This is a genomic window from Waterburya sp., assembly GCF_058530065.1.
The window spans coordinates 18,867-32,802 of sequence record NZ_JBZNBU010000033.1; the positions used below are offsets into that span (position 1 = coordinate 18,867).

Consider the following 13,936-nt stretch of genomic DNA (forward strand, 5'->3'; position numbering starts at 1 on the left):
TACATATTGCGAATCGCGATCTCATCACTCAAACAGCATGAGCAGCGAATTTGTTAACTAAAATTTCAGGTTCAAACCTATCCCTCTAATGTTGGCTAAATATTTTGTCAATCAGTCAGAATTATAGGTTATGGGTTAAACAAGGTTATAGGTTATGAAAAGGTTGAATCTACAAATTAGACTGTTTTTTTCCCACATTCTAGTAACTATTGTTGGAGTAACTGCATCCTCAGTAGTGGGAAATTTTTTTTCGCCTCGATTTTTTCAGTTTCACGTCCGCGATCTAGAGGGAAGAGGGTTAAATATTCGTACTGCTCATACTCAGTTATTAGAAGTATTTGAAGTGGCTTGGGCGCGGGGGAATTTTTGGTCGTTTTTAATCGGTACTTTAGCAGCAGCCATTTTGAGTTATTGGCTGGCAAAGCGGATCGTGCAACCCCTCAATGAAATGGAAACCATTGTCGAGCAATTTGCTAATGGTAAGTTAGACGAGAGAATGTGTCATTTTGAAATTCCCGAATTAGATCGTCTGGCAATGGGTTTTAATCGTATGGCTTCTAGTTTAGAGGAAGTGGAAGAAAGACGACGAGAGATTATTGACGATCTAACTCATGAATTGCGAACGCCTTTAACTATTATTAGGGGAAGATTAGAGGAAATAGCCGACGGGATTATTGTCGCCAACGAGCGTATTTATTCTCGCCTGATTCGGGAAACCAAACGTTTGCAGCGATTACTCAACGATTTACAAGAACTATCCCAAGCAGAAACGGGTAATTTAGCCCTAAACCCAAAGCCTACTAATTTATATCAACTCCTCCAACCTCTGACGGAGAGATTTGCCGAACAGTTATTAGATAGCGATCGCAGTTTAAGTTTAGACTGTCCAAAAGATTTACCCTACGTTATCATTGATAGCGATCGCATCGAACAGGTTTTAGTTAATTTACTCAGTAATGCTATTCGTCATACCCCTCAGGGTTCGATTGCTATTAAAGCTTGGCTAGAAAACAATTTCATCTGGATTGCCGTCAAGGATACGGGTTCGGGCATTGCTGAATCGGAATTGCCTTACATATTCCATCGTTTCTGGCGATCGCAACAATCTCGCGATCGCACCTATGGCGGTACGGGCATTGGGTTGGCTATTTGCAAGCGTTTAGTGGAAATACACCGAGGAGAAATTTCGGTTGAGAGTCAATTGGGAGTTGGCAGTACGTTTAAATTTTTCTTGCCCATCTAATTGTAGTCGTTTGTCAAAATTGACATTTGGCTGTCACCAGAATGAAAGAACTAGTGGTTAATCTTAGGAATACAAAATAAAAAATAATTGTGGTTGTAGATTTAGATCTTGCCACGGTCGAGCCAACTATGAATAATTACTCTTCGATGTTCCCCAGTATGAGTCAGCCGTCTGCTTTGTTAGTTTCTTTGACCTTAATTTCGTCGTTAGGGAGTAGAAAATCGAAATCTCCCAAATCTTTGGCAGAAAGTAAAATCGAATCGCCGTATATTACCAGAACTTAGTCTCGCTCGATCTGTTTGTAGCCGCCTCAACCTTCAATTTAATTGATATTTCAAACCATGAAATCACAACAAACTATTGCCTTGATTTCTGTTCATAGCGATCCTGCCAGCGAAACTGGGAATCAAAACACATATGTTCGCCAGTTAGGAGAAGCTTTATCTCCCTTGGGTTGGCAAGTAGATATGTTTACTCGCAAAATAGATGCCTCACAAGCAGACATAGTAGAACACAATCCTGGTTGTCGCACTATTCGTTTGAAAGCAGGAATGGAAGAAATAATAACTAGTCAGCAATTAATTGGTTTTCTGCCTGATTTTCTCAAGCAACTGCGTAAATTTCAACAAGAAAATCAACTGAGGTATCGCCTGATTCATACTAACTATTGGTTGTCGGCTTGGGTTGGTATAGAACTTAAAAAGACCCAACCCCTCAAACATATCCATACCTATCATTCTTTGGGTGCGGTTAAATATGCTGTTACTCAAGACATACCCAATCTTGCCAAAACCCGTTTGGCAATTGAGAAGACTTGTTTAGAAATGGCAGATCTGACTATTGCCACCTGTCCCCAACAACGAGACTATTTGCGAGAATTAGTATCGGAGAAAGGTTATGTTGAGATAGTGCCTTACGGTACGGATATTGATTTATTTGGTTCTGTTTCTCGTCAATCGGCAAGAAAAGATTTGAAATTGGCATCGGATATTTTTAATATTCTTTATGTCGGGAAGTTGGATCGCATTTCGGGCATTGAAACCTTAATTAAAGCTGTCAGCAAACCCCAATTACATAGAGATAGCAATATTCGCTTGACTATAATCGATAATTCTCCCCATAACCCTTTAAAAAGAAAGCGCATTGAAAAGCAAATTTGGGATACGGCAATCGATAACATCACTACTATAGTTGAAGGATTGAGTCGAGAGGAATTAGCTACTTATTACTCGGCTGCGGATGTTTGCGTCGTTCCCAGTCATTACAATCCTTCGGGTAAAATTGCCCTAGAAGCTATGGCTAGCGGTACGCCCGTAATTGCTTCCAACCTAGGTGGTTTAAAGTATGTAGTAGTTCCAGAACAAACGGGTTTCTTGTATCCTTCTCGAAATTCTTTCCTCTTAACCAGAGCGATTCATCGTTTGGCTACCAATCCTGAAATGCGATTAGAGTTCGCTCTAGCAGCTAGAAATAGAGTCGAAGAATTATTTTCTTGGGATGTTGTTGCCGACCAAATTAATGAATTTTATTTAGAACAAATAGGACAGCAAAATCTAGAATTTTTGTCTAAATCTCTACAACATTCTTTCCGCGCTAGTTGAATTTTTCCTTGAAGCTTTGGTTTGACTTTAATCAATAATTAGGAGTACCAAAATAATGATTTATATTTTAATACCTGGATTAACTATTTCGTTTTTTATTGGCGCGATTATCCTGCTTCTCTACAAGGTATTTCCTGTTGAAGCCAGGAAAGAAAGTAGACCGAAGCCGAGAAAAATCAGATTTTTATAAGGTTTTGGATGGTGAATTATGGATAAATATAATTTATCTAAATCTTCGGGAGAGCAAGCTGAAAATGGTTTCACTAAGGTTCTCTCCTCTATTTTAGTTCTACTATTTACCTTCAATCTGAGTTGGCTTTTTATTTTAGTCAAAGCTTATTCTAATCTAAGTAGTATTAGAAATGTTAATAAAACTTTTTTGAATTTAGAATCATTGCTAATTTTTGACAATCTAACCATTTTACTAATATTTTTCGCTTATGTTTTTTGTATTAGAAGCTTGAGAAATATTCTAGGTAGGAAAAATTAAAATATCTCGCTCGATCTCAGATTGACGAAATTATGGCGTAAAAATTATTCAATACTTAGCCGCCTTGTAAATTATTATTGTTTGATGTTTTAAGTATTTGAAAAATTAAAGTCTTGCCTTAGTTGCTTGTTACTGTTTGCGATCGCATTTATCTACACAACCTCAGTTTCAATCTTAAATATCGAAGGAAAAGGAATAGTCATAATCTTTGGTATTGCCTTGGGAGCAATTTTAGAATATTGCTTCGAGCTAGAAATTTTATTGCTTAATTTTTTTGGCGTAATAGTTTTAACTTTAACAACAATTTTTCTGTTAACGCCATCTTTATCAACTTCTTTTTTTGAACCACTGGCAATTTTGGTGAGTATCGAATAACCCTATGTCAAAATTGAAATATTAAAGACACAAAATATTCACAACCGTAACTTATCTTTATTATTAGAGTTCAGTCAGCCTAGTTCTGCAAAAAGAAGCGGGGAAACCAAATTTTGGGGCGTATTTCTAATCAGAAAGGGACATCTCTCAGTCCTAGTCCGTCAGCTAACCTCGTCGGCATTGAGAGAGGGTTGAAGAGATAATAAATTAAATATCAAAATTTATTTAAAAAGTCTCGTCATCCTCCTTATTTATTAACTGCTCTTTTCATCGTTCATCAGTTATTAAGGAGACTCACTATCATGTTTAGAATTGGCGATATAGTACAACACAAGCAAACGGGAAAACTAGGTCGGATAGTTGGTTATGGCTGCCGTCTTACGGCTTCGACCTATTTTTTGACCCTGAAGGTGAAACCTCTGAAACAAATTTATATTAGGAATATAGAAGATACTTTTAGTGAGTGGCGTTTTGTGCGTCATCAACTACCGATAATCATTCAATCTCCCCAGAGAAAAATCGCAGCTTAAACGATCAATTGTTTTATTCGAACCATCGTTTTTGGCGATAAACGTGAATTTAAGTTCAAACAAGGAGATTAAATATGTTGCAGTTCAAAATTGGTGACAAAGTACGACACAGGACTACTCATATCAAAGGAAAAGTTATCGGCTATGGGTATCGCGAGACTGAAGCAGGAGATCGCCTAACTACCCTTAAAGTTGAATTGCGTTCCCAAGGTTCGATTAAACTCATAGCCGAAGATTTATTCGATCGCTGGAAAATATGGCACGAACGCAAGCTTGCTTGTTCTCTACCCTTTTCACCCAAACTACCTAAGCAAGGAATAAAAGCATTACAAAATTAAAGTCTTGTCTGCCAATTGTAATCAAATCTAAACGTTTACTGTTGGCAGGCAACTCCTCACTCCACACCATTTAGGACAGTTAGTCGTAATAGCTAACTGCCCTTTTTTTACGCAACTATTAATCTAATCGCTCGTTCTTCTATCGGACATTTCGCAGGTTAGGTCAGCAGATTAGATAATATTTTTGGCAAGGATTTCCAAGAAGACGTAAAATCTTCAGGCGAGCATCAGTAAGATTAGAAACTTGCAATTGATGATTAAGATTAACCAGATGAACTGCTTGAAAACACTGAAATACCCATCTAAATGTGGGAGTAGAAGTAGGTTTCTTGAATTGATTGGGAATAGTCTCTTCTTCACGAGCTAAGGCTTGTCTTAATTGACGTTGACCTAAAGTGTAAACCAGTAAACATAAACCCATAACCATCGCCAAAGCTGCCACTCTGCGAGGAGTGTTCAAAACATCTCCATCTCCTGTACAGATGACATCCATCATGAATTGTTTTAAATCTGGTCGATGGTCTTTGGAGTAGCCATAAGTAATCTTTACCCCTTAAATTGATTCTGATGATTCATCTGAGTTTTCTACTTCATACCTCCCGAATAAACTAAAGCTACTCGAATCTAAATGCAGGCTCTTGGTTGAGAGGTTAAATCTTTGATGAGCTAACATGGCAACCCTAGTAAATAATGGAGTCAATCCTTGATTCGACAAGCTATCCAAAGCTCTTCCTATTCGGTCATCATTTAGATGCTCTGGTTTAATGCCCTCTCCTAAGAGATGTTCTGTTGCTTTGCCGATGAAGAACTCACTAAATAAATATAAAGGTGCGCTGACAAAACCCAACCCGTTGAGAATCATAGCTTTGACCACTTGTCCCGTACTCATGATTTGCTGAGGATGTTGTTCTATAAGTCTATCTATTTCTTCGACTAATCCGATTTGGTCAATGATTACGGCACACTATACCTAAGCGATCTAGATTTTTAACTTGGATATCCAAAGTAGTTTACTTTAACTCTTCATTTTAATACCCTACCTTTATTCCTCAACCTGCGAAATCCTCGTTTCAACAGGTACAAAAAGAAATTGAAGAAGTAGATCTAGATGAATTTTGGAGCTAATTTCATTGAACATTAAACATTGAGCATTTATCAGCCATTGCTCAATGTTTCGCGCCATTGTACTATCGCATCTAGAGGATCTTGAATAACTATATGTTGAGCTAGTAGAGTTAAATCCAAATCTGGTAGTAACTGACTTTGCTGTTGCTGCTGATAAGAATCGTCTTGCAAACAATAAACTTTTAATCGATTATTCTGCCAGAACCAAACTTCTCCAACACCTAACCGTCGATATACTTCCAAAGTATCCACGCCACCACTGGTATAAACAACTTCTATCGCCAAGTCAGGAATCTCTTTATCCGTACCGATGCAGTAACACTCATCGGGTTCTTTTCCCGCCTGCTTGTCTTTACTTTTGAAAGTAGTAGAACCCAATCCCCAAAAACGAATGCGCTTTGCTTCTAAGTAAGCCTCTAGCAATCTGGCGATCGCTTTCTTATCTAATTCATGACTGCGACTGGGGGACATAATTTCTAAGGTTTCTAATAAATAAGCTACGCGATAACCCGAACTATTGCCTAAAGCAGACAGCAACGATTCATAGGCTTGCCAAGTTACGCCAGAAGTTATGTATTTTTCCTCGCGATCTTGTGTGGGGGTAGTGCGATTCGCTTCAAGTTGTAAGGGAAAATTATCGCTTAGTATTGCCGAAGTCATTTTGAATGTAAATTTTGCTTGGGATTACTCAGATTATAGTTCTTGGATAGTTGAGAGGTGTTGCGATCGCCTAACAGAGAAATTCCTATGGAATTAACCAACGGATTATCTAAGAAAAAACGAATAAGCACTATAATACAGACCAATAGATTCAAAGTTGCGATCGATTAATTAATCCATGAGAAGTAGAGGCAGACGCAGAAGTAATACAATAGAGCAAAATCTAGATTCATTTCTAGATGTATTGACTAATACCGTTGGCGTACTGATGTTTATCAGTTTGTTTGTCACTCTCATTGCGACTGGTGGCAGTTCTAAAAGTAAAATAACTATTCAAACTCCTTTATCTTCCGATACTGATAAAGAATCTTTATGGTTTGAAATTGACGATAATAAAGTTAGTCATTTAGATTTGCGCCAAGTTAGAGAAAAAGAATTAGAGCTATCTAATAATTTGCCCAATTGCAATAAACCTTCAGGATCTAGCGACTCTTTTGACTATAGTTTTCGTCAAGATAACTATCAATCTTGTTTGCTCAGTATTCTTGGTCGTCAAAGTAATTTTCGCACCAATACTGCTAATTATAATGTTAGGGCAGTAGATGAAGGGGTGTCTTTATTCTTTGAACCAAAATCTGACGAAATAGGAGAAGATACAAGTCAATTAGTGGCAAGTGGCTCGCAATTTCAACAAGTTTTAGCTAATAATAATGCAGAAAAAGATTACTTAGTATTTATCGTTCGACCAGATAGTTTTGAAGCTTTTCGCGAAGCCAGAAAACAAGCCTGGGCTAAGGGTTATGATGTAGGTTGGGAACCCCATCCCCAACAAGCACCAATTAAAATTAGAACTATTTTAGGTTCGGAACTTCCTGGAGGCAGAACGATTCGCAAACAATAGTATAGATAATTAAAATAGTCACAGGTTAAACAAAATTATATGAAAGCAGTTGCAGGTTTATTAAATACTCTGGTTTTTAGTATTTGGATTATAGCGATCGCCATTTTTTCCATTCAAAACATTCAAGATGTCTCGGTAAAATTTCTAACCTTTGAATCTATTACGCTACCTGTAGGTATTTTGTTGGCTTGCTGTGGCTCAATAGGCGCGCTACTGGGCTGGTTATTTCCTTTACTATTTTCACGTAAAAGAAGAATCAAATCTGGCAATTATTAATCTGGAATTTGCGATCGCGATCGCACCATAAGATCGAGTCTAAGATTTATCATAAATAAGTATAAATAAGATTATCAATAACGCCAGCTAACAACCTATAAAATTGCTGGCAAATAAAGCACAATTTCAATCCATACTATATTTGAGCGATCGAGAGGATGTTTCCAGAACATCCTCTTTTGTTTTGTTAAAAAGTTTGACGATTTATCGATCTCCCTCCCACAGCAGAGCAAAAAAATAGTTAGATTGCGGATAATGTAACTATAAATACGGCTGTTAAAAAGAACAAAAGTAACAAAGATAGAGAAGTAGTTAAGAAGTAGTAGATTTGAGGATTAGTCGAGTATCCTATCTCAAATACCCCAATATTTCATTTTTTATCGATAAACAATATTTTAGGTATGCAATTTCGACAAAAGGCGATCGTCATTTTCGGTTTAATTATTTTTATTGGTTTAACTTTTGCCTCTACTCTAATTCATCTATTAACCGAATCTTGGTGGTTTGAGGCAGTAGATTTTGCGGGGGTTTTCTGGACGAGGATTACCTGGCAGATCGCAATTTGGGTTGCTACCTTACTTATTTATAGTTTGTTTCTCTGGTTTAATTACTGGTTAGCCAATCGCTTGAGTCGCGATCGCGCTTATAGTTTTTTTATCAGTACGGAATTAGAACCTTACACTAAAACTATTGCCAATTTATCCGCTTCAGTGCTAATTTTTCTGGTGGCAATAGGTGCAGCCAGTGCTAGTGGGGCTTTTTGGTCAACTAGTCTCAAGTTTCTTAATGCTACGGACTACAATCGTCCCGATCCGATTTATGGCAAGGATTTAAGTTTTTATCTGTTTAAACTGCCCTTTTACGAAGGTTTGCAAACTTGGTTGTTAACTTTATTAGTGTCGGGATTGTTAATTGCGATCGCCGTCTATTTGCTCAAAGGTTTAGTGGGTTTTAGTTTTGTTCTCCCCAATCTGCGGGGACAGAAACTCACGGGACAAAAACTCAAACTAGAACGACAGTGGCAAAATAACTTTCAGGGCAAACAAAAAACACATCTAATTTTATTACTTGCTGCGATCGCTTTAGTGGTAGCTTTTGATTTTTGGCTCAAGCGTTACGAATTGCTTTATTCTGCCGATGGGGTAGTCTGGGGTGCTGGCTATACCGATACTCATGCCCGACTGTTTTCTTACTGGGTAATGGGCATTGGAGCATTAATTTTGGGTGGACTGTCGATCTTGGCGGTTTGGTTGCGTCGTTCCATGTTGCCCCTCTATGGTATTGCTCTCTATTTAGTCGTTCTATTTCTGGTTAATGGACTTTATCCCGAACTACAGCAGCGATTTGTGGTCGAACCCAATGAATTGGATAAAGAACTACCTTATATTGAAAATAGCCTAGAGTTTACCAGAGAAGCCTACGACCTAGAAACCATAAATACTCAAGAATTTAATGTCTCTGGAGAATTATCTGCCCGAGTTCTACAACAAGATGAAGGAACGATTCAAAATATTCGCCTTTGGGACTATCGTCCCCTGTTGAGTACCTATCGTCAACTACAGGAAATTCGTCCTTATTATTTATTCAACGACGTAGACATCGATCGCTATACTATTGAAGGTAATTACCGTCAGGTTATGCTCTCGGCGAGAGAATTAGAATACGATCGCGCCTCCGAACAGGCTAAAACTTGGGTCAATCAACGCTTAAAATATACTCACGGTTACGGATTGGTCATGAGTCCTGTCAATGAAGTAACTGAAGACGGTTTACCAGAATTATTGATTAAAAATATTCCCCCCGTATCTCCTGTAGATCTGGATGTTGATGCCCCCGCTATTTATTATGGAGAATCAACAGACAACTATATCTTCACCAACACTACCACCCAAGAATTTGACTATCCCCAAGGCAACGCCAATGCCTTTACTACCTATGCAGGTAAGGGTGGCGTACCAATTCCCAATCTAATTCGCAAGCTAGCCTATGCCTACGATTTGGGTAGTTTTAAAATTCTTATTTCCAACTATTTCACCAATGAATCCCGCATTCACTATTACCGCGATATTCAACAACGAGTTCGTCAGGTTGCCCCCTTTCTCAAGTTCGATAGCGATCCCTATATCACCCTAATCGATGGCAAATTACAGTGGATTATCGATGCTTATACTACGAGCGATCGCTTTCCCTATGCCGAACCCGTCGAAGCAGGAATAAACTATATCCGCAATTCCGTTAAAATTCTCATCGATGCCACCGATGGCAGTATGCAGTTTTATGCGATCGACGAAAACGAACCAGTACTAGCAACCTATCGCAAAATCTTCCCCGATTTATTTTTAAGTCAGGATAGCATTCCCCAAGATGTTCGCGAGCATTTCCGCTATCCTTTGGATCTGTTTAAAATCCAAGCGCAAATGTATCTGGCGTATCACATGAATAACCCGCAGGTATTTTATAATCGCGAAGATCTCTGGCGTTTTGCCACCGAAAACTATGAAGGCAACCAGCAGGCAGTAGAGCCTTACTATCAAATCATGAACTTGCCAGGGGAAGATCGAGAAGAATTTGTCCTGATTTTGCCTTTTACTCCCGTTAATAAAGACAATATGATTGCTTGGATGGCTGCGCGATCTGATGGGGAAAATTACGGCAAAACCTTACTGTATGAATTTCCCAAACAAAAGCTAATTTATGGTCCATTTCAAATCGAGGCGCGCATCGACCAAAACCCCGAAATTTCTCAACAGCTAACCCTCTGGAGTCAAAAAGGATCGCGAGTAATTCGCGGAGATCTTTTAGTGATTCCCATTAACAATTCTTTGCTCTATGTCGAACCAGTTTACCTCCGTGCCGAACAAGGAGAACTACCAGAATTAAGAAGGGTAATTGTGGCTTATGAAAAAGAAGTAGTAATGCGGACTACCCTAGCAGAATCTTTAACTGCTTTGTTTGGTAACGAACCTCCGACACAGCAGATAGTGCAACCAGAAACTCCAGTAAATCCAGATGCTAATCTGATTCAACGAGCAGCAGAAACTTTTGAGAGAGCCGAAAATGCCCAACGTGAGGGCAATTGGGCAGAATACGGTCGCTATCAACAACAACTCAAACAAATAATCGAGCAACTACAAGAGTAATCAAGATAATGGATATTGTTCAAAACTTATAGTCGTTCTAAAGTATGGAAATTATTAGAACGACTATATCCTACTGAAGACCGATAACTTTATAGATTCAAATAATTAAACTTAAGAATTATCCCCCCAAAACTTACAGCAGTTTTTGATTGGGTAGACCACATCTTTGTATGAGGCAGGGGGCAGGGGGCAGAAGAAAAAAGTTGGTTATTAGTTGGGTTCTATTCAACTGAAAATCGCTGTAATAGGTCAAACACTCATGGTGTAGGTATGAAGCAGAATAACTCTCGTTTGGGACTAGAACAAGAATTTTTTATTGTCAATGCAGAGGGCTTTTTATCCCATCGCGCCGATGAATTATTGGCAAGTTGTTGGAGAATAGCAGCCTCACAACATCGTTCTCCAAACTGTTTTGCCCCTGAGTTTGTCAAAAATATTATTGAAATTAATACTGTTCCTGCCAATAGTTTTGCCGAATTAATCACAGAATATCTTGACCTGCTGCAAATCTTACTCCAAGCCTCAAAAGAACTTGAGTTGCGAATTTATCCCCTCTCGACCTATCCTCTGTACGCTACGCCAATTATTAGAAATCAACCTAATTATCATTTACAAGTTAAAACTGTGGGCGCGGGAAGATTTGACAATGCTGCCAAATGCACGGGGACACATATTCATTTAGACTTACCCGATGGAGTCGTCAATGGTCAAATTGGTTTGGCATACAACTCTACTCCTGAAGACAGAGAAAAAGTTATCAGTATTTATAATTTGGCGATCGCTTTTGATGCGGCGATTATTTCTTTATCTCGCGCCTGTCCTTTTTATGAGGGTAAAGTGACAGAGAAAGCTATGCGGACGATTCACTATCGAGGTAGCCAGCGTTTTGCTTGGGAAGGAGTTTATACTAACCTCCAATCTGTTGGTGGGTTGATGCCCTATGCTCAAACTCCAGAAGAACTAACCTGTCAGTTATTCGAGCGCTACTATAGTTGGCTGGAGGCAATGGATCGCTCGGGAGTAGACAGACAATTGTTTTTCGATGCTGGAGGTGAATTATTAACCGCAGGTTGGAATCCCGTTAGATTAAATAAAATTGGTACTGTTGAACTGAGAAATGCTGATAGCAATTATCCTCAAGTTACTTTAGCATTAGTAGCTTTAATCTCTGAAGCTGCCAATCGGGTGAGAAGAGAAAATATTACCGTCAGACCAAAATCGGGATGTAAAGTATTTCAGCTACAAGGACAACAGCTAAATGTGCCTGATTTTAACTATTTGAATCATCAATTACTCTATGCTGCGGTAACCGAAGGCATCAAAAATAACGCAGTCAAAGAATATCTCGATTCTATTTTGGAATTTAGCTGTCAAAACGATAGTGCGCTGGCTAACTATTTGGCTAGATTCAAAACCTCTTTAGGAAAATATACTACTACTGAAGCTGAGTTGTTAGCCGAATTTTCTGGTACCACAGGCACAATATCAGAAGCAGATGGTTTGACTTTAGTACGGCATTGTTGCGATCGCCTAGAATCAGAAGTTAATACTCTCAAATCCAGCCAGACCAAAAATTTTCTGACTATTCATTGAAGGTTGAAGATATTGAATGTAATTAAAATATATCTAATTGGAGATGAAAAACTTGATCGCTTTAGAGGAAATTGGGCTGATAACTGACACTGCAATTATTCAATTTATCTCTAGATGAAAGTAATAGGTCTAGATCAAATTAACTATTAAACGTAATGATTTTGGACAGCCTGGTTATTCAGTGACTACTTCAGCTATCAAGTTTTGAAAGACTGTTTGTAAACAAACTTTTGTCGTTTAATTCTATTTGGTCGTCTACACTGCTTTTTCCTCGAAATTCAATTACAAACTCGGTCGGCAAATAATCGGCTCTAACATGGGTGAACTAGCAAATTTAGCCGATTTCTGTAACTCTAAATTTAATACTTCTTCTATCTCATCTTCAACCAACTTTTCTACCGCCAACATATCTTGAAAATTATTTGATTCGTTGTTTACAATAGTAAACACTGATGTTTATTTATCTTGGTAGCGATCGCCTTGCCGATGAACACATTACTAAACAAATAATTGAAGTAAATAGTTAATCAAGCCTCAAAAATACCACAATGAGTCAACATTCTTGGTTAATCAATCGTAATGCTATTTTGGCAACTAAACATCAAAAAGAACGAGTAATTGCTCCTCTTTTCGAGCGAGAGTTTGGAGTCAAGGTAATAGTACCCAATAGTTTTGATAGCGATCATTTTGGAACATTTACTAGGGACATCCCGAGAGCGGGCAATCAATTAGCAGCAGCGCGTCGTAAAGCGGAAGCAGTTTTAGAATTGACGGGAGAAACTTTAGCTATAGCCAGTGAAGGGGCGTTTTACCCTCACCCTAGTATTCCTTTTATCAGTTGCAATCGAGAATTAATTTTATTACTAGATCGAACTAATAATCTAGAAATAGTTGGAGAAACATTATCTACAAAAACTAATTATAATCATCAGTATGTAAAAAGTAGCTCAGAAGCTTTAGAATTCGCTCGAAAAATTGGGTTTCCCGAACACAGTTTGGTAGTAATGTCTGAACCCAATACTCAAAAGCAAAAAGAAATTTTTAAAGGCATAAATCAAACAAAAACTCTCGTTGAAATAGTTGATTTAATGCTACATCCAAAAGATCGAGATACAGTTTATTTAGAAACCGATCTTCGAGCAATGTGCAATCCTACTCGGATGCAAGTAATTGAAGAGGCTACTCTAAATTTAATTCAAAAAATCACTCAATTATGTCCTCAATGTTCTTGTCCAGGATTCGATGTTATCGAAATACAACCTGGTTTACCATGTGCTTGGTGTTCTGCCCCTACTAACTTAGTTTTAGCTGAAATATATCAATGTCAAAAATGCCAATTTCAAGAAAAGAAAATGTATCCTAATGGGAAAAAAAATGCCGATCCTGGTAATTGTCCCTATTGCAATCCCTAGCTAAGAGCTAATAGCCATTGATGACAACTTAACGCTTTTTGCTTAATAGTCTCAATTATTACTTAACCTGAGTTCGGGATAAGAGAATTGCTCGAAGAGAATAGTCTTTAGTATTTAGGGCTTACTGAAAAAGTCTGAGTAAGGAAAAAAAGAGAGTCAAATGAAAAATTGAAATTCGGAAGAGGAAAACTTGTGGCGAAAAAAGTCACAAAATTGTATTTTTTGAGGGACGAAAGCTTCAGTTCAGCTTTA

General features: G+C 38.1%; 13 protein-coding genes, 1 pseudogene and 1 riboswitch. Of the genes and pseudogenes, 10 read left to right on the forward strand and 4 right to left on the reverse strand.

Annotated features, from left to right (window positions below):
* The first annotated feature begins 154 nt into the window (after positions 1 to 154).
* The 3 genes from AC33VI_RS02330 (at position 155) to AC33VI_RS02340 (ending at position 2,844) form a co-directional block, all read left to right on the forward strand.
* Positions 155 to 1,243, forward strand: a complete 1,089-nt coding sequence (locus AC33VI_RS02330) for a sensor histidine kinase (RefSeq protein ID WP_491780661.1) — start codon at positions 155 to 157, stop codon at positions 1,241 to 1,243.
* Between the two features lie 89 nt (positions 1,244 to 1,332).
* Complete coding sequence (locus AC33VI_RS02335; protein WP_491780662.1) at positions 1,333 to 1,527, forward strand: hypothetical protein; 195 nt, start codon at positions 1,333 to 1,335, stop codon at positions 1,525 to 1,527.
* A gap of 57 nt (positions 1,528 to 1,584) precedes the next feature.
* Positions 1,585 to 2,844 (forward strand): glycosyltransferase, encoded by a 1,260-nt coding sequence (locus AC33VI_RS02340; protein WP_491780663.1) that lies wholly within the window; start codon positions 1,585 to 1,587, stop codon positions 2,842 to 2,844.
* A 120-nt stretch (positions 2,845 to 2,964) separates the two neighbouring features.
* Here the strand turns inward: AC33VI_RS02340 and AC33VI_RS02345 are convergent, their stop codons facing one another.
* Positions 2,965 to 3,108 (reverse strand): hypothetical protein, encoded by a 144-nt coding sequence (locus AC33VI_RS02345; RefSeq protein WP_491780664.1) that lies wholly within the window; start codon positions 3,106 to 3,108, stop codon positions 2,965 to 2,967.
* A 667-nt stretch (positions 3,109 to 3,775) separates the two neighbouring features.
* Positions 3,776 to 3,903, forward strand: a riboswitch (cyclic di-AMP (ydaO/yuaA leader).
* A 108-nt stretch (positions 3,904 to 4,011) separates the two neighbouring features.
* On the opposite strand from AC33VI_RS02345, the gene AC33VI_RS02350 reads away from it, so the two are divergent.
* Positions 4,012 to 4,239 (forward strand): hypothetical protein, encoded by a 228-nt coding sequence (locus AC33VI_RS02350; protein ID WP_491780665.1) that lies wholly within the window; start codon positions 4,012 to 4,014, stop codon positions 4,237 to 4,239.
* A gap of 74 nt (positions 4,240 to 4,313) precedes the next feature.
* Complete coding sequence (locus AC33VI_RS02355; RefSeq protein WP_491780666.1) at positions 4,314 to 4,577, forward strand: hypothetical protein; 264 nt, start codon at positions 4,314 to 4,316, stop codon at positions 4,575 to 4,577.
* Between the two features lie 163 nt (positions 4,578 to 4,740).
* On the opposite strand, the pseudogene AC33VI_RS02360 reads toward AC33VI_RS02355, so the two are convergent.
* Together AC33VI_RS02360 and AC33VI_RS02365 are read right to left on the reverse strand one after the other, a co-directional pair.
* A pseudogene (locus tag AC33VI_RS02360) lies at positions 4,741 to 5,581 on the reverse strand (IS1634 family transposase).
* Between the two features lie 151 nt (positions 5,582 to 5,732).
* Complete coding sequence (locus tag AC33VI_RS02365) at positions 5,733 to 6,362, reverse strand: Uma2 family endonuclease (RefSeq protein ID WP_491780667.1); 630 nt, start codon at positions 6,360 to 6,362, stop codon at positions 5,733 to 5,735.
* Between the two features lie 178 nt (positions 6,363 to 6,540).
* On the opposite strand from AC33VI_RS02365, the gene AC33VI_RS02370 reads away from it, so the two are divergent.
* From AC33VI_RS02370 to AC33VI_RS02385, 4 genes are all read left to right on the forward strand, one after another.
* Positions 6,541 to 7,263 carry a hypothetical protein gene (locus AC33VI_RS02370; RefSeq protein ID WP_491780668.1) on the forward strand — a complete coding sequence of 241 codons (723 nt, stop codon included), beginning with the start codon at positions 6,541 to 6,543 and terminating at the stop codon, positions 7,261 to 7,263.
* Positions 7,264 to 7,302: 39 nt separating this feature from the next.
* Positions 7,303 to 7,539, forward strand: a complete 237-nt coding sequence (locus AC33VI_RS02375; RefSeq protein WP_491780669.1) for a lipopolysaccharide assembly protein LapA domain-containing protein — start codon at positions 7,303 to 7,305, stop codon at positions 7,537 to 7,539.
* Between the two features lie 401 nt (positions 7,540 to 7,940).
* Entirely contained in the window at positions 7,941 to 10,679 is a 2,739-nt protein-coding gene (locus AC33VI_RS02380; protein ID WP_491780670.1) for a UPF0182 family membrane protein, read from the forward strand.
* A 270-nt stretch (positions 10,680 to 10,949) separates the two neighbouring features.
* Complete coding sequence (locus AC33VI_RS02385; RefSeq protein ID WP_491780671.1) at positions 10,950 to 12,272, forward strand: glutamate-cysteine ligase family protein; 1,323 nt, start codon at positions 10,950 to 10,952, stop codon at positions 12,270 to 12,272.
* A 282-nt stretch (positions 12,273 to 12,554) separates the two neighbouring features.
* Here AC33VI_RS02385 and AC33VI_RS02390 read toward each other — a convergent pair whose 3' ends face one another.
* A complete protein-coding gene (locus AC33VI_RS02390) occupies positions 12,555 to 12,722 on the reverse strand; it encodes a hypothetical protein (RefSeq protein ID WP_491780672.1) in 168 nt (55 codons plus the stop codon).
* A 98-nt stretch (positions 12,723 to 12,820) separates the two neighbouring features.
* Between AC33VI_RS02390 and AC33VI_RS02395 the strand changes: the two genes are divergently transcribed.
* Positions 12,821 to 13,684, forward strand: a complete 864-nt coding sequence (locus AC33VI_RS02395; protein WP_491780673.1) for a DUF6671 family protein — start codon at positions 12,821 to 12,823, stop codon at positions 13,682 to 13,684.
* Positions 13,685 to 13,936: the final 252 nt, after the last annotated feature.

What these genes read in the sequence shown, in the direction of transcription:
- AC33VI_RS02330 (WP_491780661.1), top strand. Translation starts at nt 155, where the DNA reads ATGAAAAGGTTGAATCTACAAATTAGACTGTTTTTTTCCCACATTCTA.
- AC33VI_RS02340 (WP_491780663.1), top strand. Translation starts at nt 1,585, where the DNA reads ATGAAATCACAACAAACTATTGCCTTGATTTCTGTTCATAGCGATCCT.
- AC33VI_RS02350 (WP_491780665.1), top strand. Translation starts at nt 4,012, where the DNA reads ATGTTTAGAATTGGCGATATAGTACAACACAAGCAAACGGGAAAACTA.
- AC33VI_RS02355 (WP_491780666.1), top strand. Translation starts at nt 4,314, where the DNA reads ATGTTGCAGTTCAAAATTGGTGACAAAGTACGACACAGGACTACTCAT.
- AC33VI_RS02365 (WP_491780667.1), bottom strand. Translation starts at nt 6,362, where the DNA reads ATGACTTCGGCAATACTAAGCGATAATTTTCCCTTACAACTTGAAGCG.
- AC33VI_RS02370 (WP_491780668.1), top strand. Translation starts at nt 6,541, where the DNA reads ATGAGAAGTAGAGGCAGACGCAGAAGTAATACAATAGAGCAAAATCTA.
- AC33VI_RS02375 (WP_491780669.1), top strand. Translation starts at nt 7,303, where the DNA reads ATGAAAGCAGTTGCAGGTTTATTAAATACTCTGGTTTTTAGTATTTGG.
- AC33VI_RS02380 (WP_491780670.1), top strand. Translation starts at nt 7,941, where the DNA reads ATGCAATTTCGACAAAAGGCGATCGTCATTTTCGGTTTAATTATTTTT.
- AC33VI_RS02385 (WP_491780671.1), top strand. Translation starts at nt 10,950, where the DNA reads ATGAAGCAGAATAACTCTCGTTTGGGACTAGAACAAGAATTTTTTATT.
- AC33VI_RS02395 (WP_491780673.1), top strand. Translation starts at nt 12,821, where the DNA reads ATGAGTCAACATTCTTGGTTAATCAATCGTAATGCTATTTTGGCAACT.